This is a genomic window from Amycolatopsis nivea, from assembly GCF_004522235.1.
Lineage (GTDB): Bacteria > Actinomycetota > Actinomycetes > Mycobacteriales > Pseudonocardiaceae > Amycolatopsis > Amycolatopsis nivea.
This window is the reverse complement of the sequence record NZ_SDLT01000010.1, coordinates 217,393-241,125: the sequence shown is the minus strand read 5'-3', so window position 1 is coordinate 241,125 and position 23,733 is coordinate 217,393. Positions and strand designations below refer to the sequence as shown.

23 protein-coding genes are annotated in these 23,733 nt (G+C 70.9%); 5 read left to right on the top strand and 18 right to left on the bottom strand.

Annotated features, from left to right (window positions below; genetic code table 11):
* Positions 1-137 precede the first annotated feature (137 nt).
* The 12 genes from tyrS to EIZ44_RS15045 all read right to left on the bottom strand — a co-directional run bounded on the left by tyrS (position 138) and on the right by EIZ44_RS15045 (position 13,386).
* Positions 138-1,412, bottom strand: a complete 1,275-nt coding sequence (tyrS, locus tag EIZ44_RS15100; RefSeq protein ID WP_037818189.1) for a tyrosine--tRNA ligase — start codon at positions 1,410-1,412, stop codon at positions 138-140.
* A 32-nt stretch (positions 1,413-1,444) separates the two neighbouring features.
* Entirely contained in the window at positions 1,445-2,080 is a 636-nt protein-coding gene (locus EIZ44_RS15095; RefSeq protein WP_037818187.1) for a DNA-3-methyladenine glycosylase, read from the bottom strand.
* A gap of 44 nt (positions 2,081-2,124) precedes the next feature.
* Positions 2,125-3,540, bottom strand: coding sequence for an argininosuccinate lyase (gene argH, locus EIZ44_RS15090; RefSeq protein WP_037818185.1), 1,416 nt, complete (start codon positions 3,538-3,540; stop codon positions 2,125-2,127).
* 24 nt (positions 3,541-3,564) lie between these two features.
* Positions 3,565-4,554, bottom strand: coding sequence for an argininosuccinate synthase domain-containing protein (locus EIZ44_RS15085; RefSeq protein ID WP_134729179.1), 990 nt, complete (start codon positions 4,552-4,554; stop codon positions 3,565-3,567).
* Entirely contained in the window at positions 4,551-5,051 is a 501-nt protein-coding gene (locus tag EIZ44_RS15080; protein WP_037818182.1) for an arginine repressor, read from the bottom strand. Before EIZ44_RS15080 ends, EIZ44_RS15085 begins: the two co-directional genes overlap by 4 nt.
* The gene (argF, locus tag EIZ44_RS15075; protein ID WP_037818181.1) at positions 5,048-5,974 is read right to left on the bottom strand and encodes an ornithine carbamoyltransferase; all 927 of its coding nucleotides are present in this window, start codon (positions 5,972-5,974) and stop codon (positions 5,048-5,050) included. The genes EIZ44_RS15080 and argF overlap by 4 nt, the downstream gene beginning before the upstream one ends.
* Entirely contained in the window at positions 5,974-7,179 is a 1,206-nt protein-coding gene (locus tag EIZ44_RS15070) for an acetylornithine transaminase (protein WP_037818180.1), read from the bottom strand. The genes argF and EIZ44_RS15070 overlap by 1 nt, the downstream gene beginning before the upstream one ends.
* Complete coding sequence (argB, locus tag EIZ44_RS15065) at positions 7,176-8,111, bottom strand: acetylglutamate kinase (RefSeq protein WP_037818179.1); 936 nt, start codon at positions 8,109-8,111, stop codon at positions 7,176-7,178. Before argB ends, EIZ44_RS15070 begins: the two co-directional genes overlap by 4 nt.
* On the bottom strand, positions 8,108-9,268 hold the full coding sequence (gene argJ / locus EIZ44_RS15060; RefSeq protein WP_037818177.1) for a bifunctional glutamate N-acetyltransferase/amino-acid acetyltransferase ArgJ: 1,161 nt from the start codon (positions 9,266-9,268) through the stop codon (positions 8,108-8,110). The genes argB and argJ overlap by 4 nt, the downstream gene beginning before the upstream one ends.
* On the bottom strand, positions 9,265-10,293 hold the full coding sequence (argC, locus tag EIZ44_RS15055; protein WP_037818176.1) for an N-acetyl-gamma-glutamyl-phosphate reductase: 1,029 nt from the start codon (positions 10,291-10,293) through the stop codon (positions 9,265-9,267). The genes argJ and argC overlap by 4 nt, the downstream gene beginning before the upstream one ends.
* An 821-nt stretch (positions 10,294-11,114) precedes the next feature.
* Positions 11,115-11,591 (bottom strand): helix-turn-helix domain containing protein, encoded by a 477-nt coding sequence (locus EIZ44_RS15050; RefSeq protein WP_134667961.1) that lies wholly within the window; start codon positions 11,589-11,591, stop codon positions 11,115-11,117.
* 193 nt (positions 11,592-11,784) lie between these two features.
* Complete coding sequence (locus tag EIZ44_RS15045) at positions 11,785-13,386, bottom strand: alpha/beta hydrolase (RefSeq protein ID WP_134729177.1); 1,602 nt, start codon at positions 13,384-13,386, stop codon at positions 11,785-11,787.
* A gap of 130 nt (positions 13,387-13,516) precedes the next feature.
* On the opposite strand from EIZ44_RS15045, the gene EIZ44_RS15040 reads away from it, so the two are divergent.
* Positions 13,517-14,206, top strand: coding sequence for a DNA alkylation repair protein (locus EIZ44_RS15040; RefSeq protein WP_134729175.1), 690 nt, complete (start codon positions 13,517-13,519; stop codon positions 14,204-14,206).
* A gap of 105 nt (positions 14,207-14,311) precedes the next feature.
* Here EIZ44_RS15040 and pheT read toward each other — a convergent pair whose 3' ends face one another.
* The gene (gene pheT / locus EIZ44_RS15035) at positions 14,312-16,882 is read right to left on the bottom strand and encodes a phenylalanine--tRNA ligase subunit beta (RefSeq protein ID WP_134729173.1); all 2,571 of its coding nucleotides are present in this window, start codon (positions 16,880-16,882) and stop codon (positions 14,312-14,314) included.
* Complete coding sequence (gene pheS, locus EIZ44_RS15030; protein WP_037818167.1) at positions 16,882-17,937, bottom strand: phenylalanine--tRNA ligase subunit alpha; 1,056 nt, start codon at positions 17,935-17,937, stop codon at positions 16,882-16,884. The genes pheT and pheS overlap by 1 nt, the downstream gene beginning before the upstream one ends.
* Before the next feature lie 282 nt (positions 17,938-18,219).
* Between pheS and EIZ44_RS15025 the strand changes: the two genes are divergently transcribed.
* On the top strand, positions 18,220-18,537 hold the full coding sequence (locus tag EIZ44_RS15025; RefSeq protein ID WP_134729171.1) for a hypothetical protein: 318 nt from the start codon (positions 18,220-18,222) through the stop codon (positions 18,535-18,537).
* 90 nt (positions 18,538-18,627) lie between these two features.
* Here the strand turns inward: EIZ44_RS15025 and EIZ44_RS15020 are convergent, their stop codons facing one another.
* The 4 genes from EIZ44_RS15020 to infC form a co-directional block, all read right to left on the bottom strand.
* Positions 18,628-19,416: a TrmH family RNA methyltransferase gene (locus EIZ44_RS15020; RefSeq protein WP_439098598.1), complete on the bottom strand. Its 789-nt coding sequence runs from the start codon at positions 19,414-19,416 to the stop codon at positions 18,628-18,630.
* An 8-nt stretch (positions 19,417-19,424) separates the two neighbouring features.
* Positions 19,425-19,802 carry a 50S ribosomal protein L20 gene (gene rplT / locus EIZ44_RS15015; RefSeq protein WP_009079612.1) on the bottom strand — a complete coding sequence of 126 codons (378 nt, stop codon included), beginning with the start codon at positions 19,800-19,802 and terminating at the stop codon, positions 19,425-19,427.
* A gap of 64 nt (positions 19,803-19,866) precedes the next feature.
* Positions 19,867-20,061, bottom strand: a complete 195-nt coding sequence (gene rpmI, locus EIZ44_RS15010) for a 50S ribosomal protein L35 (protein WP_037818166.1) — start codon at positions 20,059-20,061, stop codon at positions 19,867-19,869.
* 76 nt (positions 20,062-20,137) lie between these two features.
* A complete protein-coding gene (gene infC, locus EIZ44_RS15005; RefSeq protein ID WP_200864208.1) occupies positions 20,138-20,701 on the bottom strand; it encodes a translation initiation factor IF-3 in 564 nt (187 codons plus the stop codon).
* A gap of 282 nt (positions 20,702-20,983) precedes the next feature.
* Between infC and EIZ44_RS15000 the strand changes: the two genes are divergently transcribed.
* From EIZ44_RS15000 to EIZ44_RS14990, 3 genes are all read left to right on the top strand, one after another.
* Positions 20,984-21,343 (top strand): DUF1844 domain-containing protein, encoded by a 360-nt coding sequence (locus EIZ44_RS15000; protein ID WP_037818165.1) that lies wholly within the window; start codon positions 20,984-20,986, stop codon positions 21,341-21,343.
* 733 nt (positions 21,344-22,076) lie between these two features.
* Positions 22,077-22,718 (top strand): GntR family transcriptional regulator, encoded by a 642-nt coding sequence (locus EIZ44_RS14995; protein ID WP_369127026.1) that lies wholly within the window; start codon positions 22,077-22,079, stop codon positions 22,716-22,718.
* Positions 22,715-23,713 (top strand): 1-aminocyclopropane-1-carboxylate deaminase, encoded by a 999-nt coding sequence (locus tag EIZ44_RS14990; protein WP_134667966.1) that lies wholly within the window; start codon positions 22,715-22,717, stop codon positions 23,711-23,713. Before EIZ44_RS14995 ends, EIZ44_RS14990 begins: the two co-directional genes overlap by 4 nt.
* The last annotated feature ends 20 nt before the right edge of the window (positions 23,714-23,733 follow it).

Sequence of the window (23,733 nt, the reverse complement as noted above, 5' to 3'; positions counted from 1 at the left end):
CTTGGTTCGTGTCCCGGCGGCCGCCCGGTTTCCCTGGCGACTTGGAGAACTTTACACGCCCTCCCAGGGCCCGAAACAGGGGGGTACCTTAACTGCGTTCCCGCAGGTCAGGCCCCTGTTTCGGGCCGAGGGCGAGATCAGGCCCCGACGCGGACGCCGGCGACCGTGCGCTTGCCCTTGCGGACCACGAGCCAGCGGCCGTGGAGGGCGTCGGAAGCCGAGGGCTTCCACTCCTCGTCGGCGATCTTCACGTTGTTCACGTACGCGCCGCCCTCCTTCACCGTGCGCCGCGCCGCGCCCTTGCTGTCCACCAGTCCCCCGGCGAGCAGCAGGTCGACGATCGTCGCGTCGCCCGCGGGCTCGACCTTGCCGTTCGGGACCTCGGCCATCGCCGCGTCGAGCGTCGGGCCGTCGAGGTCGGTCAGCTCGCCGCGGCCGAACAGGGCCTGGCTCGCCGCGATGACCTGGCGCGTCTGGGCCTCGCCGTGCACCAGGTTCGTGAACTCCTCGGCCAGCCGCTTCTGCGCGGCGCGCAGGTGCGGACGCTCCTCGGTGTCCTTCGCGAGTGCCTCGATCTCCTCCCGGTCGAGGAAGGTGAACAGGCGCAGGTAGCGGAGCACGTCAGCGTCGCCGACGTTCACGAAGTACTGGTACCAGGCGTACGGCGAGGTCAGCTCCGGATCGAGCCACACATCGCCGCCGCCGGTGGACTTGCCGAACTTGCGGCCTTCGGCGTCGGTAACCAGCGGCGCGGTCAGCGCGTGCGCCGTCCCGCCTTCGACGCGGCGGATCAGGTCGACGCCGCCGACGAGGTTGCCCCACTGGTCCGAGCCGCCGACCTGCAGCTTGCAGCCGTGCTTGCGGTACAGCTCCAGGTAGTCCTGGGACTGCAGCAGCAGGTAGCTGAACTCGGTGTAGGACATACCGTCGCCCTCGAGGCGGCGCTTGACCGTCTCCCGGTTCAGCATCACGTTCACCGAGAAGTGCTTGCCGACGTCCCGCAGGAACTCCAGCGTGTTCTGCTTCGAGGTCCAGTCGAGGTTGTTCTCGACGATCGCGCCGGTCGGCGAGTCGTCGAAGTCCACGAACCGCTCCAGCTGCCCGCGGATCCGCCCGGCCCAGTCGGCGACGACGTCCAGGGTGTTCAGCGTGCGCTCCCCGTTGTCGCGGGGGTCGCCGATCATCCCGGTGGCGCCGCCCGCCAGCACGATCGGCCGGTGCCCGGCGCGCTGGAACCGCTTGAGCATCAGCAGCGGGACGAGGTTGCCGGCGTGCAGGCTGGGCGCGGTCGGGTCGAAGCCGCAATAGAGCGTGAGAGGGCCGCGGTCGAGTTCTCGGCGCAGGGCGTCGATGTCGGTGGATTGCGCGATCAGGCCGCGCCAGGACAACTCGTCAAGGATGTGCTCACTCACACCTGTAGATGATCCCCCACCAGGTCAAACGACTATCCCGCGGGTCGCACCTGCCGGCGTTTCCCGCCGCGGCGGTAGGTCGAGACGGCTGGTGAGCCGTCGATCCAGAACCGCCACGGCGTGTCCATCGCCATCGCGACGCCGACGCGCGGGCCGGTGCGCACGTTGTCGGCGGGCACGCGTTCGCCGGCGAGCAGCCGCACCGGCGATTCCGGGTCGGTGAGATCGAGCCCGTTCTGCTCGCGGGCGAGACCCAGCACAGAGGTGAGGATGGCCGGGCCTTTGGCGAGCTCGCCGTTGCCGCGCGCGTTCGGCCGCCGCTTCCGCACGATGTCCGCGCCCTCGACGACCTCGCCGGCGCGCAGCAGCACCGCGCCCGGCTGGCCGTCCTCGGTGCCGACGACGTTCGCGCAGAAGTGCATGCCGTAGACGAAGTACACGTAGAGGTGCCCGGCCGGACCCCACATCACCGCGTTGCGCGGGGTTTTCCCGCGGTAGCAATGCGAAGCGGGATCGTCGAGCCCGCGATAGGCCTCGACCTCGACGAGCCGCACCCCGACCCGGCCCTCGGGCGCGTCGGCCTCGAGGACGGCACCGAGCAGCAGCCGAGCCAGGTCGACCGGGTCCAGTGCCAGTTCTTCGCGCCGGAACAACCGGTCCACACGCACTCCCCTCGTCAGGCCGCCAGCCTAACCAGCGGCCTGGCGACAGATCACTTCAGCCACTGCCGATGCGCCGCGACGCGCTCGACCAGGCGCTCCCGCTGCTCGGCGACCCGGTCCGGCGCGGTGCCGCCGCGAGCATCGCGCGAACGCACCGAGCCTTCGACGGTGAGGACTTCGCGCACCGCCGGGGTGAGCGCCGGGTTGATGGCCTGGAACTCCTCGTCGGTCAGCTCGTCGAGCCCGGCCCCGCGCGCCTCCGCGACCCGCACGCTCTCCCCCGCCGCCTCGTGCGCGACGCGGAACGGCACGCCCTGGCGCACCAGCCATTCGGCGATGTCGGTGGCGAGGGTGAACCCGGCGGGAGCCAGTTCGGCGAGCCGCTCGGTGTGGAAGGTGAGCGTGCCGAGCATCCCCGCGATCGCCGGGAAGAGCAGCTCCAGCTGTTCGACCGAGTCGAACACCGGCTCCTTGTCCTCCTGCAGATCGCGGTTGTACGCGAGCGGCTGCGCCTTGAGCGTGGCGAGCAGGCCGGTGAGGTTGCCGATCAGCCGTCCGGCCTTGCCGCGGGTCAGCTCCGCGACGTCCGGGTTCTTCTTCTGCGGCATGATCGAGCTGCCGGTGGCCCACGCGTCGTCCAGCGTGACGTAGCCGAACTCGGCGGTGTTCCAGATGATCACCTCTTCGGCGATCCGCGACAGGTTGACCGCGAGCATCGCGACGGCGAACGCGAACTCGGCGACGAAATCGCGCGAGGCGGTGCCGTCGATCGAGTTCTCCACGCTGGTGTCGAAGCCCAGTTCGGCGGCCACGGCTTCCGGGTCGAGGCCGAGCGACGAACCGGCGAGCGCGCCCGAACCGTACGGCGATTCCGCGGTGCGGGCGTCCCAGTCGCGCAGGCGGGAGACGTCGCGCAGCAGCGACTGGCCGTGGGCCATCAGGTGGTGCGCGAGCAGAACCGGCTGCGCGTGCTGCAGGTGGGTACGCCCGGGCAGGATCGCGTCCGGGTGGCGGGACGCCTGCGACACGAGCGCGTCGATCACGTCGAGCGTGCCCGCGACCACCCGGCGCGCGGCGTCGCGCAGCCACATCCGGAACAGCGTCGCGACCTGGTCGTTGCGGGAACGACCTGCCCGCAGCTTGCCGCCCAGTTCGGCGCCGGCGCGCTCGAGCAGACCGCGTTCGAGCGCGGTGTGCACGTCCTCGTCGGCGATCGTCGGGGTGAACGCGCCGGACGCGACGTCCTGCGCCAGCGTGTCGAGCGCGTCGAGCATCCCGGTCAGTTCCGCTTCGGTGAGCAGACCCGCCTTGTTCAGCACGCGGGCGTGCGCGCGCGATCCGGCGATGTCGTAGGGCGCCAGGCGCCAGTCGAAGTGGGTCGAGGCGCTCAGCGCCGCCATCGCCTCGGCCGGCCCGCTGGCGAACCGGCCGCCCCACAGCTGCACCGGCTGGTCTTTCCCGCTCACGTTCTGCCTCTCTCGTCCGGCGTCTCAGGACGCCTGGGTGCTCGGATGCTGGGTGTTTCCCAGCGGAGTCTGCCCGGTCGCGCGGCGGTGCCGCCGTCCGACCGGGCGAAGCCGCCTCCCGGGGAGGCCGGCCACGGTCGCGCTGCCCGCGTGCAGCACCAGCCGCACCTCGCCGGACACGCGCTCCTGCGCCCGCCGGACGAACGCGTCCAGCGGCTCGCGCAGCGGCGAGAACCACAATCCGTCGTGGACCAGTTCGGCCCACCGGCGGTCGACGCCGCGTTTGAACCTCGCCAGATCACGGTCGAGCGTGACCGATTCCAGCTCCTGGTGCGCGGCGATCAGCACCGCCGCACCCGGTACGTCGTAAGCCTCGAACCGGCCGATCCCGTGCGGCCCGGCCCGATGTCCGAGCCGCTGCACCGCCTCGGCGACGCTGACCGTCTCGCCGTCGACTGCCACCGGCACGCCTTGCTCGAAAGTGACGACGACCTCGTCCGGCATGCCGAGGTTCACTACGGCGTCCTCGGTCCAGCGGTAACCGTCGTCCGCGGTCCGGCCCCACAAAGTCCGGCTCGTCGACAGTTCTTGCTCGCCGCGAACATCGAGTTCGACGATCTCGAGGTCCGGAGCGAGTGCCGCGATCATGCTGGACAACGTGTCTCCGCCACCGTGTGCGACGGCCGATGCGTTCCGGTCCCTCGCGGTCGCGACGAGCTGGCTTGCCAGCAGCGGCCGGGCCAGCGCTTCGACCAGCGGGTGCCGGTCGAGAATCAGCGCATTCGCTTGCAGCGCAAGCAAACAGTAGCCGTTCGCGAGCTCCTCTCGGACATCCGCGACCACGATCTCAGCGGCCCCGTCGGCCATCGCCTGCCGCCGGAGCGCGCACAGATCCACGTCGCCTGAACCGAAATCCACGGCGGCCGCGACCACTTCGCCTTGTTCCTGAAGGAGACTCACCGCGGATGAGGAGCCGTGCCCGCCCGGATAGGCGAGCACGACCCGCCGGGTCACGGCTCGTTTCCTTCCGCCGAACCTTGGGCGAGCGCGGTGAACCGCTCGGCGAGGTCTCGTCCGGTGAGCGGTTCGCGCGCGATCACCGCTACCGTGTCGTCGCCCGCGATCGACCCGACGACCTCCTCCAGCGCGGCCCGGTCGATCGCGCTCGCGAGGAACTGCGCGGCGCCCGGCGGCGTGCGCAGCACGGTGAGGTTGCCCGACGAATCCGCCGACACCATCAGTTCGGCGAGCAGCCGGGACAGCCGCGAGGTGCCGCCCTGGACGCCGCGCACGGGACTGCCGTCCTCGGGGATGACGTAGACCGGCGCGCCCGAGTCGGCGCCGCGCAGCTTGATCGCGCCGAGTTCGTCGAGGTCGCGCGACAGCGTCGCCTGGGTGACCTCGATCCCCTCGGCGGCGAGCAGCCGCGCGAGCTCCGTCTGGCTGCGGATGGCCATCGTGGACACCAGCTCGGTGATCCGCGCCTGGCGCCCGACCCGGCTGCTGGTCATCGGCCGTTCTGCCCGAACAGCCAGACCAGCAGGGCTTTCTGCGCGTGCAGCCGGTTCTCCGCCTCGTCCCACACCGCGCTGGCCGGGCCGTCGAGCACCTCGTCGGTGATCTCCCAGCCGCGGTGCGCGGGCAGGCAGTGCAGCACGATCGCCTCGTCGGCGGCGCGCTTCAGCAACGCGGCGTTGATCTGCAGCGCGCGGAACGGGCCGACCCGGTCGAGGCCGTCGTTCTCCTGGCCCATCGACGTCCAGGTGTCGGTGACCAGCACGTCCGAACCGTCGACGGCCTCGTGCGCGTCGGTGTAGACAGTCGCGCTGCCGCCGGTTTCGGTTCCGCGCTGCTTGGCGTCGAGCATCACCTGCTGGTCGGGCTGGAACCCCTCCGGCGACACGACGCGCACGTTCATCCCGGCCGTCGTGCCGCCGAGCAGCAGCGAATGCGCCATGTTGTTGGCGCCGTCGCCGAGGTAGGTGAGCGTGAGCCCGGCGAGCTTCCCCTTGCGCTCGCGGATGGTCATCAGGTCCGTGAGCACCTGGCACGGGTGGAACTCGTCGGTGAGCGCGTTGACGATCGGGATCGACGCGACCGACGCCATCGAGTCGATGCGCTTCTGCGCGAAGGTGCGCCACACGACGGCGTCGACGTAGCGCGACAGCACGCGCGAGGTGTCCTCGATGGTCTCCTCGCGGCCGAGCTGCATCGAACGGCCGTCGACGATCACCGGATGCCCGCCGAGCTGGCTGATGCCGACCTCGAACGAGAACCGGGTGCGGGTGGAGTTCTTCTCGAAGATCGCGGCCACCGTGGAGCCGGCGAGCGCCTTCGTGCCGAGCGGGTCGGCTTTCAGCTGGTCCGCGAGGTCGAGCAGAGCGGCCTGCTCGGCCGGGGTGACGTCGTCGTCGCGGAGGAAATGGCGGGGCATCAGTCGGATTCCTTCGTGGTGGTGGAGTCGAGCACGCCCGGGAGGGCGGAGAGGAAGCCCTGCGCCTGCTGCTCGTCGAGCACGAGCGGCGGGGCGAGCCGGACAGTGTCCGGGGCGACCGGGTTGACGAGGTAGCCAGCTTCCTGCGCGGCCTTAGCGACCGCCGCGGAAACCGGCTTCCGCAGGCCGATGCCGAGCAGCAGCCCCGCGCCGCGGACGCCGGACACGAGCGGGTGGCCGAGCGCCTCGACTCCCGCGGCGAGATCCTTGCCCAGCGCGGAAACGTGGTCGAGCAGGTCGTCCCGGACGATGGTGCGCAGCACGGCCAGCCCGGCCGCGCAGCACACCGGGTTGCCGCCGAAGGTCGTGCCGTGCTGGCCCGGCTTCAGCAGGTCGCCCGCCGCGCCGACGCCGATCACCGCGCCGAGCGGAAGCCCGCCGCCGAGACCCTTCGCGAGCGTGATCACGTCCGGCACGATCCCGGCCTGCTGGAAGCCGAACCACGTGCCGAGCCTGCCGATCCCGGTCTGCACCTCGTCGAGGACGAGCAGCGCACCGGCGGCCTTGGTGATCTCGCGAGCCGCGTGCAGGTAGCCGTCCGGAGCCGGGATCACCCCGGCCTCGCCGAGCACCGGCTCCAGGAAGACGGCGGCGGTCTCGCCGTCCACGGCAGCCCGCAACGCGTCGACGTCGCCGTAGGGAACGTGCGTGACGCCCGGAACCAGCGGCTCGAACGCCTCGCGCTTCGACGGCTGCCCGGTGAGCGACAGCGCGCCCATGGTGCGGCCGTGGAACGCGCCCTCCGCCGCGACGACCTTGCTGCGGCCAGTGAGCCGGGTGATCTTCAGCGCGGCCTCGTTCGCCTCTGCGCCGGAGTTGACGAACAGGACTTTCCCTTGCCCGTTCAGGCCCGCGACGTCGAGCAGGGTTTCGGCGAGTTCGACCGCGACCGGGTTCACGTACAGGTTCGACGTGTGCCCCAGCTTCGAGATCTGCTCGGTGACCGCGCGCACCACCTCCGGGTGGGCGTGGCCGAGCGCGTTCACCGCGATGCCGCCGACCAGGTCGACGTACTCGGCGCCGTCCGCGTCCCACACTCGCGCGCCTTCGCCGCGCACCAGGGTCAGGCCGGGGGTTCCGTAGTTGTCCATGACAGCCGACTGCCAGTGCTGCTGGCCGTCCGCATTGGACTTGAGGGTAGTCACGCGTGCTCCGTTCCGGGGTGCGCTGCCTCGGGCAGCACCATGGTGCCGATGCCGCGCGAGGTGAAGACCTCGAGCAGCACCGAATGGGCGAGCCTGCCGTCGATGACGTGGGCGCCGCGCACGCCGCCGCGCACCGCGCGCACGCACGCCTCCATCTTCGGGATCATGCCGCTGGCCAGGCCGGGCAGCATGCGTTCGAGACGGTCGACGGGGATCCGGTCGATCAGCGACGACCGGTCCGGCCAGTTGGCGTAAAGGCCTTCGACGTCGGTGAGCACGACGAGCTTCTCCGCGCCGAGCGCCGCGGCGAGCGCGCCCGCGGCGGTGTCGGCGTTGACGTTGTGCACCACGCCGTCGATGTCGGGGGCGACCGTGGACACCACCGGGATGCGGCCGGCGTTCACGATGTCGAGCACCGCGGCCGGGTTCACCTCGGCGACCTCGCCCACGAGGCCGATGTCCACCTGCTCACCGTCCACAGTGGCCTGTTTGCGCTCGGCGGTGAACAGCCGCGCGTCCTCGCCGGAAATGCCGACCGCGTACGGTCCGTGCGCGTTGATCAGGCCGACCAGCTCGCGGCTCACCTGCCCGACGAGCACCATGCGCACAATGTCCATGGTCTCCGGCGTGGTGACGCGCAGCCCGCCCTTGAACTCCCCCGGCACGCCGAGCCGGGACAGCATCGCGCTGATCTGCGGGCCGCCGCCGTGCACGACCACCGGGTGCAGCCCGGCCAGCCGCAGGAACACCATGTCCTCGGCGAACGCGGCCTTCAGCTGGTCGTCGATCATCGCGTTGCCGCCGTACTTGACCACGACGGTCGCGCCGTTGAACCGCTGCAGCCACGGCAGCGCTTCGATCAGCACCCCGGCCTTCTCGGCCGCGCTGGCGAGCCGTTCGTCCGCGGAGACGAGCCTTCCGGTATCCGTCATGACGAGTACGCGCTGTTCTCTTCGACGTACGCGTGCGAGAGGTCGGTGGTGTAAATCGTGGCCTCGCCCGAACCGACGCCGAGATCCACGACAACGTCGATCGCTCGCCCGGACAGATCGGCCGCCGACCGGTCCTCGGCCGTGGTGCCGCCCGCGAACAACGTGACGCCGTTGATCGCGATCGACACCGTCTCGGGGTCGATCCGCGCCGGTGCGCGGCCGAGCGCCATCGCGATGCGGCCCCAGTTGGGATCGGACCCGAACAAGGCGGTCTTGACCAGGTTGTCCTCGGCGATCGTCCGAGCCACGACGATCGCGTCGGCTTCGGACGCGGCACCCTTCACCGTGACGTCGACGTCCTTGGTGGCGCCTTCGGAATCGGCCCGCAGCTGCAGCACCAGGTCGTGGCTGACCTTGGTGAGCAGCTCGGTCAGCTCGGCTTCGGTCGGCTCCACCCCGCTCGCGCCCGAGGCGAGCACGAGCACGGTGTCGTTGGTCGACGTCCCGCCGTCCACGTCGAGCCGATCGAACGTGACGTGCGTGGCGGCGCGCAGCGCACGGTCGAGAGTTTCCTTGTCCGCCACGGCATCCGTGGTCAGCACGGACAGCATCGTCGCCAGGTTCGGCGCGAGCATCCCCGCGCCCTTGGCGAACCCGCCGACGCTCCACCCGGAGTCGTGCCGGGCGAACGCCTGCTTCGGCTTGGTGTCGGTGGTCATGACGCCGGTAGCCGCGTTGAGCGCCGCTTCCGGGCCGGCGTCCAGCGCCTTGACCGCACTGTCCACACCGGACAGAACGGCGGGCATCGGCAGCCGCTCGCCGATCAGGCCGGTGGAACACACCGCGACCTCGATCGCGCCGGCGCCCAGCACCTCGGCGACCTTTTCCGCGGTGGCGTGCGTGTCCTGGAACCCGCCCGGCCCGGTCGCCGCGTTCGCCCCGCCGGAGTTGAGCACGACGGCCTTCAGCTTCTGCTGCTTCAGCACTTCCTGCGACCACAGCACCGGCGCGGCTTTGATCACGTTGCGGGTGAACACGCCCGCCGCGACGTCGAGCGGGCCGTCGTTGACGACCAGCGCGAGGTCGAGCGCGCCGGAGGCTTTGATCCCGGCGGCCACGCCGGCGGCGCGGAAACCCTTCGGTCCGGTGACGGTCACGGTGCCACTCCCACGGTGGAAAGTCCGGTGGCCTCGGGGAAACCGAGCGCCAGGTTCATCGACTGGACGGCACCGCCCGCGGTGCCCTTGGTGAGGTTGTCGATCGACGTGACGACGACCAGCCTGCCCGCGCCGTCGTCGATCCCGAGCTGGAGCTGGACGTTGTTCGAGCCGACCGTGGCCGCGGTCGTCGGCCAGGTCCCTTCGGGCAGCACCTGGACGAACGGCTCAGCGTCGTAGGCTTTCTCGTACACCGCGCGCGCGGCGGCCTCGTCGACATCGCCCGCGAGCTGGGCGCTCGCCGTCGTGAGAATGCCGCGCGGCATCGGCGCGAGCACCGGCGTGAACGAAACGGTCACCGGCTTGCCCGCCGCGCCCGAGAGGTTCTGCACGAACTCCGGCGTGTGCCGATGCGCACCGGCGACGCCGTACGCGCTCGCGTTGCCCATGACCTCGGACCCGAGCAGGTTCGGCTTCAGGCTCTTGCCCGCACCGGACGTCCCCGTCACCGACACCACGGTGACCGCGGGCTCGATCAGCCCCGCCGCCAACGCCGGGGCCAGCGCCAGCGACCCGCCGGTCGGGAAGCAACCCGGAACCGCGATCCTCTTGGTCCCCACGAGCTTCTCGCGCGCACCAGGCAGCTCGGGCATCCCGTAGGGCCATTGCCCCGCGTGCTCGCCGGAGTACCACCGTCGCCAGTCCACCGCGTCCGCGAGCCGATGGTCGGCCCCAAGATCGACCACGAGCACGTCCGGCCCGAGCTGCGCCGCGATCTCGGCCGAGTGGCCGTGCGGCAGAGCAAGGAACACGACGTCGTGGCCCGCGAGCGTCTCCGCGTTCGTCTCGAGCAGCACCCGCCCGGCCAGCGGAGCGAGGTGCGGCTGGTGCGTGCCCAGCGTCGTCCCCGCGCTGCTCGCCGCCGTGAGAGCGCCGATCTCGACCTCGGGATGGGTCAGGAGCAGGCGCAGCAGTTCGCCGCCCGCGTACCCGCTGGCACCGGCTACCGCGATCTTCACCGTCATACGAATGATTATGCACGAGCGTGCAAGCTCAAACAAAGAGGGTTTGCTCACCCTGACCGTCCCCTCCCCGGGACTTCCTTGGATTCCCTGCGTTCTCCAGGCTTTTTCCGCCACTGCGATGGAATGGATCAGCCCTGATCGACGGCGTGCCGATGCGGTTCCGCAGCGGCAGGACTTCCGGACGGGCTTAGGCGACGGGTTCCTGGCCCGCGCCAAACGACCGAGCCGCCTGAACAGGCGGATTCGTCAGCCGCGCGAGCTGGGTGCACGGGTTGTTCCAGCCCGCCTAGCCGCCCAGCCAAGACCGCCCAGCAACGCGCATCGTTCAACCGTTCGAACCTGCCTCCTTGACCGTCTGCCCTGTACCTGAGCCACCAGACCTGCGCGGGCACCACCTGTTCCGCGCCCGCCGCTCACCCCGGCACCTCAGCCGCGTGTCCGGCACCCACCGTCGCCCCGGAGCCCACGCCGCAAATCCGGCGCGCACGCCACCAGTCCCGCGCACGCCGCCCGCCCTGGGCCCAATCCGCCACTCCGGCACCCACCACTCGCCACGGAACCTATGCCGTAAGTTCCGCGCGAGCGCCGCTCGCCCGGGAGCCCACGCCACAGTCCCGCGCGCATGCCGCTCGCCTCGAGACCCACGCCGCAAGTCCCGCGCTACGGAACCCGCGCCACAACTCCCGCGCGCGCCGCTCGCCCCAGAACCCGCGCCAGAAATCCAGCGCGCACACCACCGATCCCGGAGTCCAAGCCCCAGTCCGGCAAGCAGCCACCGCCACGCCGGGCCCGCCTCGGGATGCGAACCCGGCGGGCACTCGTCAGTCCACTCCCTCCTCCGCTTCGCGCAGACTCGGCGGTGTGGGCAGATGATTTCCCGGATGTTCCGGATCGCACCCGACCCTCGGCAGCCGCGCCCGGATCCCGCCGGGCGTTCGCGCGAAATGGCGCGCCAACTCGATCACCGAGTCCCCGGCGAGCCAGCGGGCTTCCAGATCCGCGTCCATCTCGTCGGTCCACGGCCGCCCCTGCTGGGCCGGGCGTCCGCGCGATCTTCGCCGCGAGCCGCCGCCCGCGAAGGTGCGCAGGCTCGTGTCGAGCAGTTCCGCGACGGTCGCCACGGACGTCACGTCGAGTTCGAGTCTGCCCTCGACGACGGGTTCGCCGTCCGGCCGTTCTCCGCCGACCGTGACGGTGACCCGCTCGGGCTCGCCGTCCTCGGTGCGGGTGACGACGGCGACCTGGTACTGGACATCTCCTGACCGGACCTCGGTCCGGTGCTCCTGAATGATCGTCATGGCCGCGAAGGTATCCGCGACCCCCGACAATTTTCGATCACTTAACGCGATCGGGTGACTGCGTTCCGAAATTGTCAGACCCCCGTCGTAGCGTCCCCGGCGACCCGAAAACGACCGAGGGGGCTCGATGGACCACCGGAAAAGAACAATGCCCCGGCCTGGCAGACCAGGCCGGGGCACCGCGCAGAACAACTCAGAAACGCAGCAGACCGGCAAGCAGGCCCTGCTTCTCCTCCGCCGCGGCCTTCGCCGCGGCATCAGCCTTCTGCTGCGCATCGGAAGCGACCGGAGACGGAACCGGCTGCGGCACCGCGGCGCACTGGACGTCGGAGCGGTCGCCTCGCACCCGCTTCGGCAACGCGCCGGTGGCGAGGTAGTCAGCGACCCTGTCGTCCACGCACGAAACCCCGGAGAGCGATCCGGCGTGCGTCGTCCCGCCTGGCGCGCTGATGAGGCTCGAGCGCGGGTAACGCTTGCGCACTTCGAGGCTGCCCGAGTACGGCGTCGCCGCGTCGAGTTCCTCGCTGATCAGGAGCGCGCCGCTCGCCTTCGACCCGTCGATGTCCACCGGCTTGCCCGGCTTCGCGGGCCAGTTCAGGCAGGTCGCGTTGTACCAGGTGTTGCTCCAGGTCTCGAAAGGCGCGCGGGTGTGGGTGGCCCAGGCGTCGCGGCGCCAGCGGTCCCAGTCCTGCGGCCACTGGACATCGGTGCACTGCACCGCGTTGTAAACCGCGTAGCCGTTGTCGTCGCCGGGAGCGTTCGACTTGTCGTACAACGCTTTCAGCGTCTGCCAGTCACCGCGGTGCACCCATCCGTCGAAGGCCTTGGCCATGTCTTCCCAGCCGAACACGTAGTAGCCGGCTTGAAGGAAGATGTCGGTCCACTCGTCGCCGCCGATCACGCCGCCCGCCGGGGCGCGGTCGAGCTTCCGCTGCTGGGCGTACCAGAGCTGCTCGACGGCCGAACCGGTCTTGCCGAGGTGGTAGACGTTGTCGTACTTCGCGAGCCAGTCGAAGTAGATCTTGATGTTGCGGTCGAAAGCGACGTCCTGGTCCAGGTTGGCGTCGTACCAGACCTTGCGCGGGTCGACGTTCCCGTCGAGCACCATCCGGCGCATGCGGTCCGGGTACAGCGTGCTGTACACCTGGCCGAGGTAAGTGCCGTAAGAAAAGCCGTAGTAGTTGATCTGCTTCTGGCCCAGCGCCTTGCGGAGGCTTTCCATGTCCTGCGCGACGTCAGTGGTCTTGATGTGCTCGAGCAGCGGGCCGTTCTTCGCGCAGGCCTCGGCGTAGCCCTTCGTGCGAGCGCGCCAGGTGTTCTCCAGCTGCGGGGTCTTCGGCACGTAAGCCGGACGGACCGGAGCGAAGTAGTTCCCGTCGCACGTGAGCGCCGGTTTGCTGGAGCCGACGCCGCGAGGGTCGAAGCCGATCCAGTCGTAGCTGTCTCCGGCGTGCTTCGGCACGTTCCGGCCGAGCACCGAAAGACCGAGGCCGGAACCTCCCGGCCCGCCCGGGTTCACCAGCAGCACGCCCTGGAACTTCGCGGTCTTGTGCTTCACCCGGGAAACGGCGATCTGCGCCTTCTCGCCCGACGGCTGCGCGTAATCCATCGGGACCTCCAGGAATCCGCAGTCGGCTCCCGCCTTGGCGAGTCCTGGTGCGGAACACGGTCCCCACTTGATCGGCGGCGGCGCGTAGCCCGGCCCTTCGGGCTGCACCGCGGTGGCGGCGGGTGCGACAGCCAGCGTTCCGGCCGCGACAGCGGCGGCGGCCAGCGCGGTGACGATTTTCCTCACAGTGGTCCTTTGCGTCCGACGGCAACCAGGGCTCGTCGAAGCTACCGGCTGCGCGGCAGAATCTCGTTTCCCGACACGAGCCGCGCTGTCCCCCGATCGTCGGGATCCGAGACGACGGAGGTGGTCCTCAATGGGTGCGGGCGAAGCCTTGATCACGGCGGTGCGAACCGGGCTGGCCGAGCTGGCGGACCCGGTCAAAGCACCGGAGATGCAGGCGTACATGAAGTCCGCGATGCCGTTTCGCGGCGTGCCGAAACCGCCGCGCGGCAAGCTCATGAAGACGGTCCTGGCCGAGCATGTTCTGCCCGATCGAGTGACGTACGTCGAGACCGTGCTCGCGTTGTGGCGGGAAGCGGAGTACCGCGAGGAGCGGTACGCGGCGATCGATCTCTCCGGGCACCGCGCCTACCGGCATTGGCAGGACCCGGACCTGCTGGAGATGTACGACGAGCTGATCGTCACCGGTGCGTGGTGGGACCACGTCGACGAGGTCGCGATCCGCCGGGTCGGGCCGATCCTGCGCGCGCACCGGGCGGCGGTCACGCCGGCTCTGCGCCGCTGGATGACAGACGCTGATCGCTGGCGCCGGCGGACGGCGGTGATCTGTCAGGTCAGCGCGAAGGGCGAGGTGGACCAGAAGCTGCTGGCCGACGCGATCGAGGCGAACCTCGACGACCGGGATTTCTTTCTGCGCAAGGGAATCGGCTGGGCACTGCGGGACCACGCTCGTGCCGAGCCGGAGTGGGTCCGCGCGTTCGTCCGCGCACACCCGGGGTTGTCCCCGCTGTCCGTCCGGGAGGCGATGAAGCACCTCAGCTGAAGCGAACCGTTCGAGGAAAAGGAAAGGAGGGTGCCATGACACCAGCGCTCCCCCGCCCCGGCTGACCGGCCGGTGGCCGGAGCGCGGGACGGGGACAGCGTCGGATCAGGCGCGGAGCGTCGCTCCGAAGCGCTCGCCGGCGGCGGCGACCGCGGCGTCGCGAGCCTTGGTGGCCTCGTCGACGGTCAACGTGCGGTCCGCGGCGCGGAAGCGGAGCTTGTACGCCAGGGAACGCTTGCCTTCGCCGAGCTGCTCGCCGGCGTAGACGTCGAAGAGGGTGATCTCCTCGAGCAGTTCGCCCGCACCTTCGCGGAGCACGTCGGCGAGGTCGGCGGACGGGACGTCCGTGCCGGCGACCAGTGCGACGTCCAGCAGCACCGGCGGGTAGGCCGAGATGCTGGGCGCCGGACGGGAGTCGGGCAGCGGGATCGCGTCCAGGTCGAGTTCCATGGCGACCGTGCGCGGCGGGAGGCCGAGGGCCTCGACGACCTTCGGGTGCAGTTCGCCCGCGTGGCCGACCGGCCAGTCGCCGACGCGCAGCTGGGCGCACCGGCCCGGGTGCCACGGCAGCAGGTCGGCGGCCTGCACGGTGAGCTTCACGCCGGCGGCCTCGGCCACGAGGCGCGCGGCCTGCACGGCGTCGGCCCAGCCTGCCTGGTCGCCCTTGCCCCACCAGCCGGCGCGCGGGCGCTGGCCGCTGAGGACGACGGCGACGTGCACCGGCTGCGCGGGCACGGCGGCCTCCAGCACGGCGAGGTCCTCGTCGCTCGGGCGGTGCTCGACGCCGAGGTCCGGGACCTTGAGCTGGTTCGGCTTCGGCAGCACGACCTGGCCGACGTGGAACAGCGACACGTCCTTCAGGCCGCGGGAAACGTTGCGTTGCAACGTCTCCAGCAGGCCCGGCAGGAGGGTGGTCGCCATCCGGTCGTGGTCGGCTTCGAGCGGGTTCTGCACGCGCACCGTCGTGCGGCGGATGTCGTCCTCGGGCAGGCCGAAGGCGTCCCACACCGCGTCGCCGATGAACGGGAACGGGCGCACCTCGACGTAGCCCGCCTCGGCGAGCGCGCCGGACACCGCGCGGCGGCGGCGCTGGGCGTCGGTGAGGCCGCGGCCCGCGGGCGCGGCGGGCAGGACCGACGGGATGCTGTCGTAGCCCTCGAGCCGCAGGACCTCCTCGACGAGGTCGGCGGGCTGCACGAGGTCGCCGCGCCAGCTCGGCGGGGTCGCGGTGACCAGGCCGACGCCCTGGTCGCTCGTGCTGAGCTGGACCTTGCAGCCGATCTGGCCGAGCCGCCGGACCGTGACGCCGCGTTCGTAACGGACGCCGGCGACCTGGTCGGGCAGGTTGATCGGCATGGTCACCGGGGCGTGCGGGGCGACGCCGCCGACGTCGGTGCGGCCCGGGCGGATCGCGCCGTCGCCGTACTGGCGCAGCAGCCGCGCGGCGAGTTCCACCGCGGCCGCGCACAGCGCCGGGTCGGTGTAGCGCTCGAAGCGCTTCGCCGCCTCGGAGAACAGCTTGTGCCGGCGCGCGGTGCGGCTGATCGACGCCGGGTTCCAGTGCGCCGCCTCGAGCAGCACGTCCGTGCTCTCCGGCGTGATCTCCGTGCTGGCGCCGCCCATCGTGCCGGCGAGGGAGATGACGCCGCTGTCGTCGGCGATCACGATGTCGTCCGCGTCGAGGGTGCGCTCGACGTCGTCGAGGGTGGTGAGCTTCTCCCCCGCCTTCGCGCGGCGGACCACCAGGTCGCCCTGGATGGAGCCGGTCGCGAACGCGTGCAGCGGGTGGCCGAGTTCGAGCATCACGTAGTTCGTGACGTCGACCGCGAGGGAGATGGACCGGATGCCGGCCAGCATCAGCCTGCGGCGGATCCGCCACGGCGTCGGCGCGGTCGCGTCGAGACCGGTGACGCGGCGCAGCACGAACCGCGGGCAGCCCTCGGGGTCCTCGACCCGGACCGGCCACGCTTCGCCCTCGGCTTCCGGGAAGTTGTCGAGCATCGCCGGGTCGCCGAAGGGCACGTCGAGCGCGTTCGACAGTTCGCGCGCCAGGCCGCGGATCGACAGCGCGTAGCCGCGGTCCGGGGTCGGCGTGACCTCGATGACGGTGTCGTCGAGGCCGAGCAGGTCCTTCGCGTCGTCGCCGGGGCTCGCCGTGCCCGGCGGGAGCACGAGGATGCCGCTGTGGTCGTCGCCGAGGCCGAGTTCGGCCGCCGAGCAGATCATGCCGTCGCTGACCTTGCCGTACGTCTTGCGCGCGGCGATCTCGAAATCGCCCGGCAGGACCACGCCCGGCAGCGCGACCACGACGAGGTCGCCCTCGGCGAAGTTGCTCGCGCCGCAGACGATGCCGCGCGTCTTGATGCCGTGCGGGCCCTCGTTCTCGAGCGGGCCGTCGTCCTCGTCGTCGTCCTCTTCGGACAGTTCGGCGTCGTCGGGCTCCGGGTCGGGTTCCTCGCCGACCTCGACGCGGCAGAACCGCACCGGCTTCTTGAAGCCGGTCAGCTCCTCGATCTCCGCGACGCGGCCGACCACGAGCGGGCCGGTCACCGGGCCGAGCTTGCTGAGCTCGTCGACCTCGATCCCGATCCGCACGAAGGCGTCGGCCAGGTCTTGCGGCGTGACGTCGGCATCCACCTCGAGATGCTCGGTCAGCCAGCTCACCGGGACTCGCACTACGCCTCCGTTCCGAAGGGAAGGGTGAACCGGACGTCGCCTTCGACCATGTCGCGCATGTCCGGGATGCCGTTGCGGAACTGCAGGGTCCGCTCGATGCCCATGCCGAACGCGAAGCCGGAGTAGACCTCGGGGTCGACGCCGCACGCGCGCAGGACGTTCGGGTTGACCATGCCGCAGCCGCCCCATTCGACCCAGCCGGGGCCGCCCTTCTTCTCCTCGAACCAGACGTCGACCTCCGCCGACGGCTCGGTGAACGGGAAGAAGTGCGGGCGCAGCCGCGTCGTGGAGCTCTCGCCGAACATCGCGCGGGCGAACGCGTCGAGCGTGCCCTTGAGGTGCGCCATGGTCAGGCCCTTGTCGACGGCGAGGCCTTCGACCTGGGTGAACACCGGCGTGTGCGTGGAGTCGAGTTCGTCGGTGCGGTAGGTGCGGCCCGGGCACACGACGTACACCGGCAGGTCGCGGTGCAGCAGGCTGCGGGCCTGCACCGGCGAGGTGTGCGTGCGCAGCACCAGGCCGGAGCCTTCCTCGCCGACGTAGAACGTGTCCTGCAGCTGGCGCGCCGGGTGGTCCTTGCCGAAGTTGAGCGCGTCGAAGTTGAACCACTCCGCCTCGAGCTCGGGTCCTTCGGCGACCTCGTAGCCCATGGCGACGAAGACGTCGGCGATGCGCTCGGACAGCGTGCTGATCGGGTGCCGGGCTCCGCGCGGGACCTGGTCCCACGGCAGCGTGACGTCGACGGCCTCCTCGCGAAGCACGCGCTCGTCGCGCTCGGCCTGCAAAGCCGCGCGGCGCGCGTCGAACGCGGACTGCACCGCCTGCCGGGCCTCGTTGACGCGCTTGCCGGCGTCGGCCTTCTCCTGCTTCGGCAGCGCGGCGATTCCCCGGCGCGCGAGGAGCACGGGCGACTGGTCCCCGAGATGGGCCGGTTTGACGGCGGCGAGCGCGTCCAGGTCGGCCGCGCCGGCGAAGGCGTCCTCGGCCGCCTTGATCGCCGCGCGCAGGGTCTCCGGTGCGAGCACGTCGACCGGCTGTTCTGTGGCTCCGGACATGACTCCTCGGCGTCCGCTGGGACTGGTGTTGTCGGCGGCACGCGGGCATGCCGCCGCACGTGCACATCGGGCAGCTCAGTCTAGGGGATCGGGCGCCGGGCCCGGCCGCTCACCCTCCGCTTCCGGAGCGGCTGCGCCGGATCCGCCCCGTGATCACGACTGACCGTCGCCGGGGACCCGAACGGTGGTCAGCGGATCAGGTGAGAACCGCCTCCCGACCGGCTCTCCCCGGCCGCCCTCGCGGGTGGCTGCGGAGCGGCTCTGCCGGGCGGGGTTTCGGGAGTGATCGGCACCGCCAATGCGGAGCGCGGGACTGCCAGACCGAAAGCGCGGCGCGGCTCGTGCCACGGCGGCAGCGCGGGTGGCGATGGCGGCGATGGGCGGTGGCGGTGGCAGTGGGCGATGACGGTGACGGTGGCGGGGACTGGGGCGGTGGGCGATGACGGTGGCAGTCGTGGTGGTGGCGATGGCACTGGTGGCGATGGCAGTGGCGGCGGTGACGGCGACGACGTCGCGGCGGTGCTGATGACGGCGGCGGCAGGGGGCAGCGCCGGGGGTGGTGCGGGCGCGTGGGCGCGCATGGTGTCGTCGGATGCGTAGTGATGCCAGCCATAACGCGCGGCCAGCCAGCGGGTGATCGTCGATTTGCCCGCACCGTGGGCATCACCGATGCAGGAGAACTGCCGGAGGTCAGCGGCGAGCGGCCATCGCTGCGGTATAGACGCAGACCGCGGCGGCGGTAGCCAGGTTGAGGCTTTCCGCCTTGCCGTACAACGGGATCCGGACTGCTTCGTCGACTGACGAGAGGACGTCCTCGGGCAGGCCGTGTGCCTCGTTGCCGAAGATCCACGCCACCGGGTCTCCGAAGTGGACAGTCTCGAGCGAGGTCGAGGCGTAACCGTGCGCGGCTAGCGTGCGGAGGCCGGCCGCGCGGAGGGCGGTGAGGACTGACGGGATGTCGCGGGCGCGGGCCAGCGGGACGTGGAACGTCGAACCGGCCGCGGCGCGGACGCTTTTGCCGTTGTGCGGGTCGACGGTGTCGCCGGCGAGGACCACCGCGTCGGCGCCGGCGGCGTCGGCTACTCGGATCACGGTGCCTGCGTTGCCGGGTTCGGCGACGTCGACCAGGACTACCACGAGGCGGGCCGAGGCGAGGACTGTCTCCAGTGGACGGTCGACCAGCGAGCAGACCGCGATGATTCCTTGCGGGGTCACGGTTTCCGACAGGCTCGCGGCGGCGCGGTCGGTGATCGGCGACACGCGAGGCGCGGCCGCCACCAACGAAGGGTGGGCGGCGGCGGCGCGTTCGGTCACGAAGAGTTCGTGGACCGTCCCGTGGGACAGGGCCGACGTGACCGCGTTGACCCCTTCGGCCAGGAAGCGGCCGGTTTTCTCTCGTTCCGCGCGCCGGGTCAGTTTGCGCGCAGCAACGACCCGGGGGGTCCGTTCGGTGAACGGATCCGCCCCGGGCCGGAAAATGCTGCCGGTCAGGCCGACTTCGCTTCGCCGGTCGTGACGTTCGCCTTGGCGAGCTCGGCGAGCGCGGTGAAGGCGGCGGCGTCGTTGACCGCGAGGTCCGCGAGGATCTTGCGGTCCACCTCGACACCGGCGGCCTTCAGGCCCTGGATGAACCGGTTGTAGGTGACGCCGTTGGCGCGAGCGGCCGCGTTGATGCGGGTGATCCACAGCTGGCGGAAGTCACCCTTGCGCGCGCGGCGGTCGCGGTAGGCGTAGTTGAGCGAGTGGAGCGTCTGCTCCTTGGCCTTGCGGTACAGCCGCGAACGCTGGCCGCGGTAACCGCTGGCCAGTTCGAGAGTCGCGCGACGCTTCTTCTGGGCGTTGACCGCCCGCTTGACGCGTGCCACTGGTCCATCCTGTCGAATTCGGGGGGTGCGAGGACCCCGGGGTGGTCGGGAAAGGGTGCGGGCCTCAGCGGCCGAGCAGGCGCTTCACGCGGCCGACGTCGTTCTGGGCGACCTCGGTGGTGCCCTCGAGACGGCGGGTGAGGCGGTTGGACTTCTTCTCCATCAGGTGGCGACGGCCGGCCTTCTGGCGACGCAGCTTGCCCGAACCGGTCACGCGGATCCGCTTCGACGTGCCCTTGTGCGTCTTCATCTTCGGCATGCTTGTAGTCCTCTTTCGTGCGGCGGCACACCGGATCACCGGTGTGCCGCTGACTGTGCTGGTCGGCGCTGGGGCGCTACGCCTCGGGAGCCGATTCGGCCGATTCGGCTTTCGCCGCCTTCGGCTTCACGTTCTTGTGCGGGGCCAGCACCATGATCATGTTGCGTCCGTCCTGCTTCGGCGACGATTCCACGAAGCCGAGCTCGGTGACGTCGTCGGCGAGCTTCTGCAGGAGCCGGAACCCGAGCTCCGGCCGGGACTGCTCGCGACCGCGGAACATGATCGTGACCTTGACCTTGTTGCCCGCCGCCAGGAACCGCGACACGTGACCCTTCTTGGTCTCGTAGTCGTGCTGGTCGATCTTCGGCCGCAGCTTCTGTTCCTTGATGACGGTCAGATGCTGGTTGCGCCGGGAGTCGCGGGCCTTCTGCGCGCTCTCGTACTTGAACTTGCCGAAGTCCATGAGCTTGGCCACGGGCGGGCGTGCCTGCGGGGCCACCTCGACGAGGTCGAGGTCCGCCTCCTGCGCAAGCCGCAGCGCATCTTCGATCCGGACAATGCCGACCTGCTCGCCGTTAGGGCCGACGAGCCGGACTTCCGGCACCCGGATGCGGTCGTTGATGCGTGTCTCGGAGCTGATGGGGCCTCCTTGGTCCGAGTGATGTTTTCTCGTTTCGACCTGGTGCCCACATGATTCAGGCCCCGCCTCCGGCTGCTGCCGGTGCACGGGGCCCGCTCTGTCTCCGATCGCGCCCGGCCGGACGGCCGAACGCTTCGCCTCCGCAGTACGCTGCCGGAACGGCACGCACTGCTTCGGCGAGACCGGACCCGGACACCTGTAGCGGTGAGACGGGTGGGAGCGGGGCTCCACTTGCCGCCCCCGATCGCTCGGGAGCTGGTCGCACATGGAAGGGTACCAGACGTGCCTGAACAACCTTCGCCACCGCCCCCGTATTCCCCCGACGACCGCGGGCTCGAGGAGATCCCCAGCGTCGAGGTGATCAGCCGCGCCGCGGTGATGCTGCTGTCCGCGGGCGCCGAACGCCTCGGCCTCGCCGACGCCGACCCGGAGAACTCGCCGCACCGCGACCTCGACGAGGCGCGCCGCCTCATCACCGCGCTCGCCGGGCTCGTGACCGCCTCCGCCGAGTACCTCGGCCTGCACGCCGGGCCCCTTCGCGACGGACTGCAGTCGCTGCAGAAGGCGTTCCGCGAGGCGTCGGTCGTGCCGGACCCGCCGGGCCAGGGGCCGGGCGAGAAGTACACCGGGCCGGTTTACTGAGCCGGAAGCCGTTCCGAGAGATCTTCGAAGACCCGCCTCGCGGCATCGCCGGGGCGGGTCTTCGCCGTTCCGGGTGAGGGCGGACGGCGATAAGGCCTCGGCGTGCCGGATCGGGGCCGCGTGACACTGCCCCGGTTCGCGATCGACGCGCCCTGCGGGCCGACGCGATGGACCCGGTCGTGCCGGATGCCGGAGTCTGGCCTGGCGATCCGCGAAGATCCGGTCCGGCAGCTTGCCTAGACCGCGACCGCGCTCCGGTGCACGGACGCCCGGCGACCGCAGCCGGGCTTCGCGACGCCGACCGATGCGGCCACCTGACCGCAGCTGAACCGCGCGACACCGTGCGACCGACACGCCCGCGGCTGAACTGCACAACGCCAACCCGCGCGGCCGCCGGGCCCACGGCTGAACTGCACGAGGCCAACCCGCGCGGCCGCCAGGCCCACGAATGAGCCACGCGACGCCGACCCGCGCGGACAAAGGGGCCAGGGCTGAACCGCGCGACGGCAACCCGTGCGGCCGCCGGGCCGACAACTAAGCCACGCCACGCCGACCCGCGCGGACAAAGGGCGCGCGACGGCAACCTCTCCGACCGACAGGCCCGCGGGTCACCCACTCGACGCCGACCCGTGCGACCACCAACCCGTTGCAGAGCCGCCACCACCCCGCGCCAGCCGCATCCCTCCGTCCCGAGCCATTGCCTCCCCGCAGCCCGACATCTAACATGTTAGATGTGAGTGCACTCCCCAAAGTCTCCCGGTCGCTGCTGCGCGACGAGGCGTACGAGCGGATCCGGCACGCCATCATCGACGGAAGCCTTCCGCCGGGCACTCCCCTGCGCGACGCTGACCTCGCCGAGCAGCTCGGGCTTTCCCGCGCGCCCGTCCGGCAGGCGCTGCTGCGGCTGGCCGAGGACCGGCTGGTCGTGTCGAAGCCGCAGAGTTACACGAGGGTCGCCGAGTTCGACGCCGGTGACGTTCGCGACGCGGTTCGGCTCGTGCGGGCATTGCACGAGCTGGTCGTGCGCGAAGCCCGGCTCAGCGCGCAGCAGATCGCGGAAATGCGCGAGGCCAACGAGCGATTCCGGGATGCGGTGGCCGCGGGGGACGTCGGCAAGGCGATCGAAGCGGACGACGAACTGCACGACATTCCGGTGCGCGCGTGCGGCAACCGGGCGGTCGCGGCGACGCTCGACCGGTACACGCCATTGCTGCGCCGTCTCGAATACGCGCGGTTCAGTTCGCTGCCCGCGCATCGGTCGGTCGCCCGGCACGAGGAGCTCATCGACGCGCTCGAAAGCGGCGACGAGAAAACCGCCGCGCAGCTCACCTCAACGATTTGGACCGATCTCGAAGCCCTCCTGGAGGACGCGTGAGCCTGGCTGATTTCCCCCGTTTCCCGTTGCTCGTCGGGCCTTCGCCGGTGCACCGGCTGGAACGGCTGACCGAACACCTGGGCGGCGCGGCCGTCTGGGCCAAGCGCGAGGACCTCAACTCCGGCCTCGCCTACGGCGGCAACAAGACGCGCAAGCTCGAGTACCTCGTCGCGGACGCGCTCGCCGGGGGCGCGGACACGCTCGTCTCGATCGGCGGCGTGCAGTCGAACCACACGCGGCAGGTCGCGGCCGCGGCGGCGCGCGCGGGCATGAAAGCCGTGCTGGTGCAGGAAAGCTGGGTCGACTGGGACGATCCGCTGCACGACAAGGTCGGCAACATCCAGCTGTCGCGGATCCTCGGCGCGGACGTCCGGCTCGTCGACGCCGGGTTCGGCATCGGGTTCAAGGAGAGCTGGGAACGGGCGCTGGCGGAGGTCGAGGCGAACGGCGGCACGCCGTACGCGATCCCGGCCGGTGCGTCGGACCACCGGCTCGGCGGGCTCGGGTTCGCCAACTGGGTGCTGGAACTCGAAGAGCAGGAACGCGAACTCGGCGTTTTCTTCGACACCGTCGTGGTGTGCTCGGTCACCGGCAGCACGCAGGCGGGGATGATCGCCGGAGCGGCGGTGAGCGGGAAGCCGCGGCGGATCCTGGGGATCGACGCGTCGGCGAAGCCCGACGAGACGCGCGAGCAGATCGGGCGGATCGCGAAGAGCACGGCGGAGCTGATCGAGGCCGGGCCGGTCGGGGAAGCCGAACTCGACGAGCGGTACCACGCGGGGGTTTACGGGATTCCGGACGAGCAGACGCTCGAGGCGATCCGGACCGCCGCGCGGCTGGAAGGCATGATCACCGACCCGGTGTACGAAGGGAAGTCGATGGCCGGGCTGATCGATCTCGTGCGCAGCGGCGAGATCGCGAAGGACTCGAACGTCCTGTACGCGCACCTCGGCGGGCAGCCCGCGATCAACGCGTACACGAGCGTGCTCGGCTGAGGCTCTCGTGAGCGGCGGCT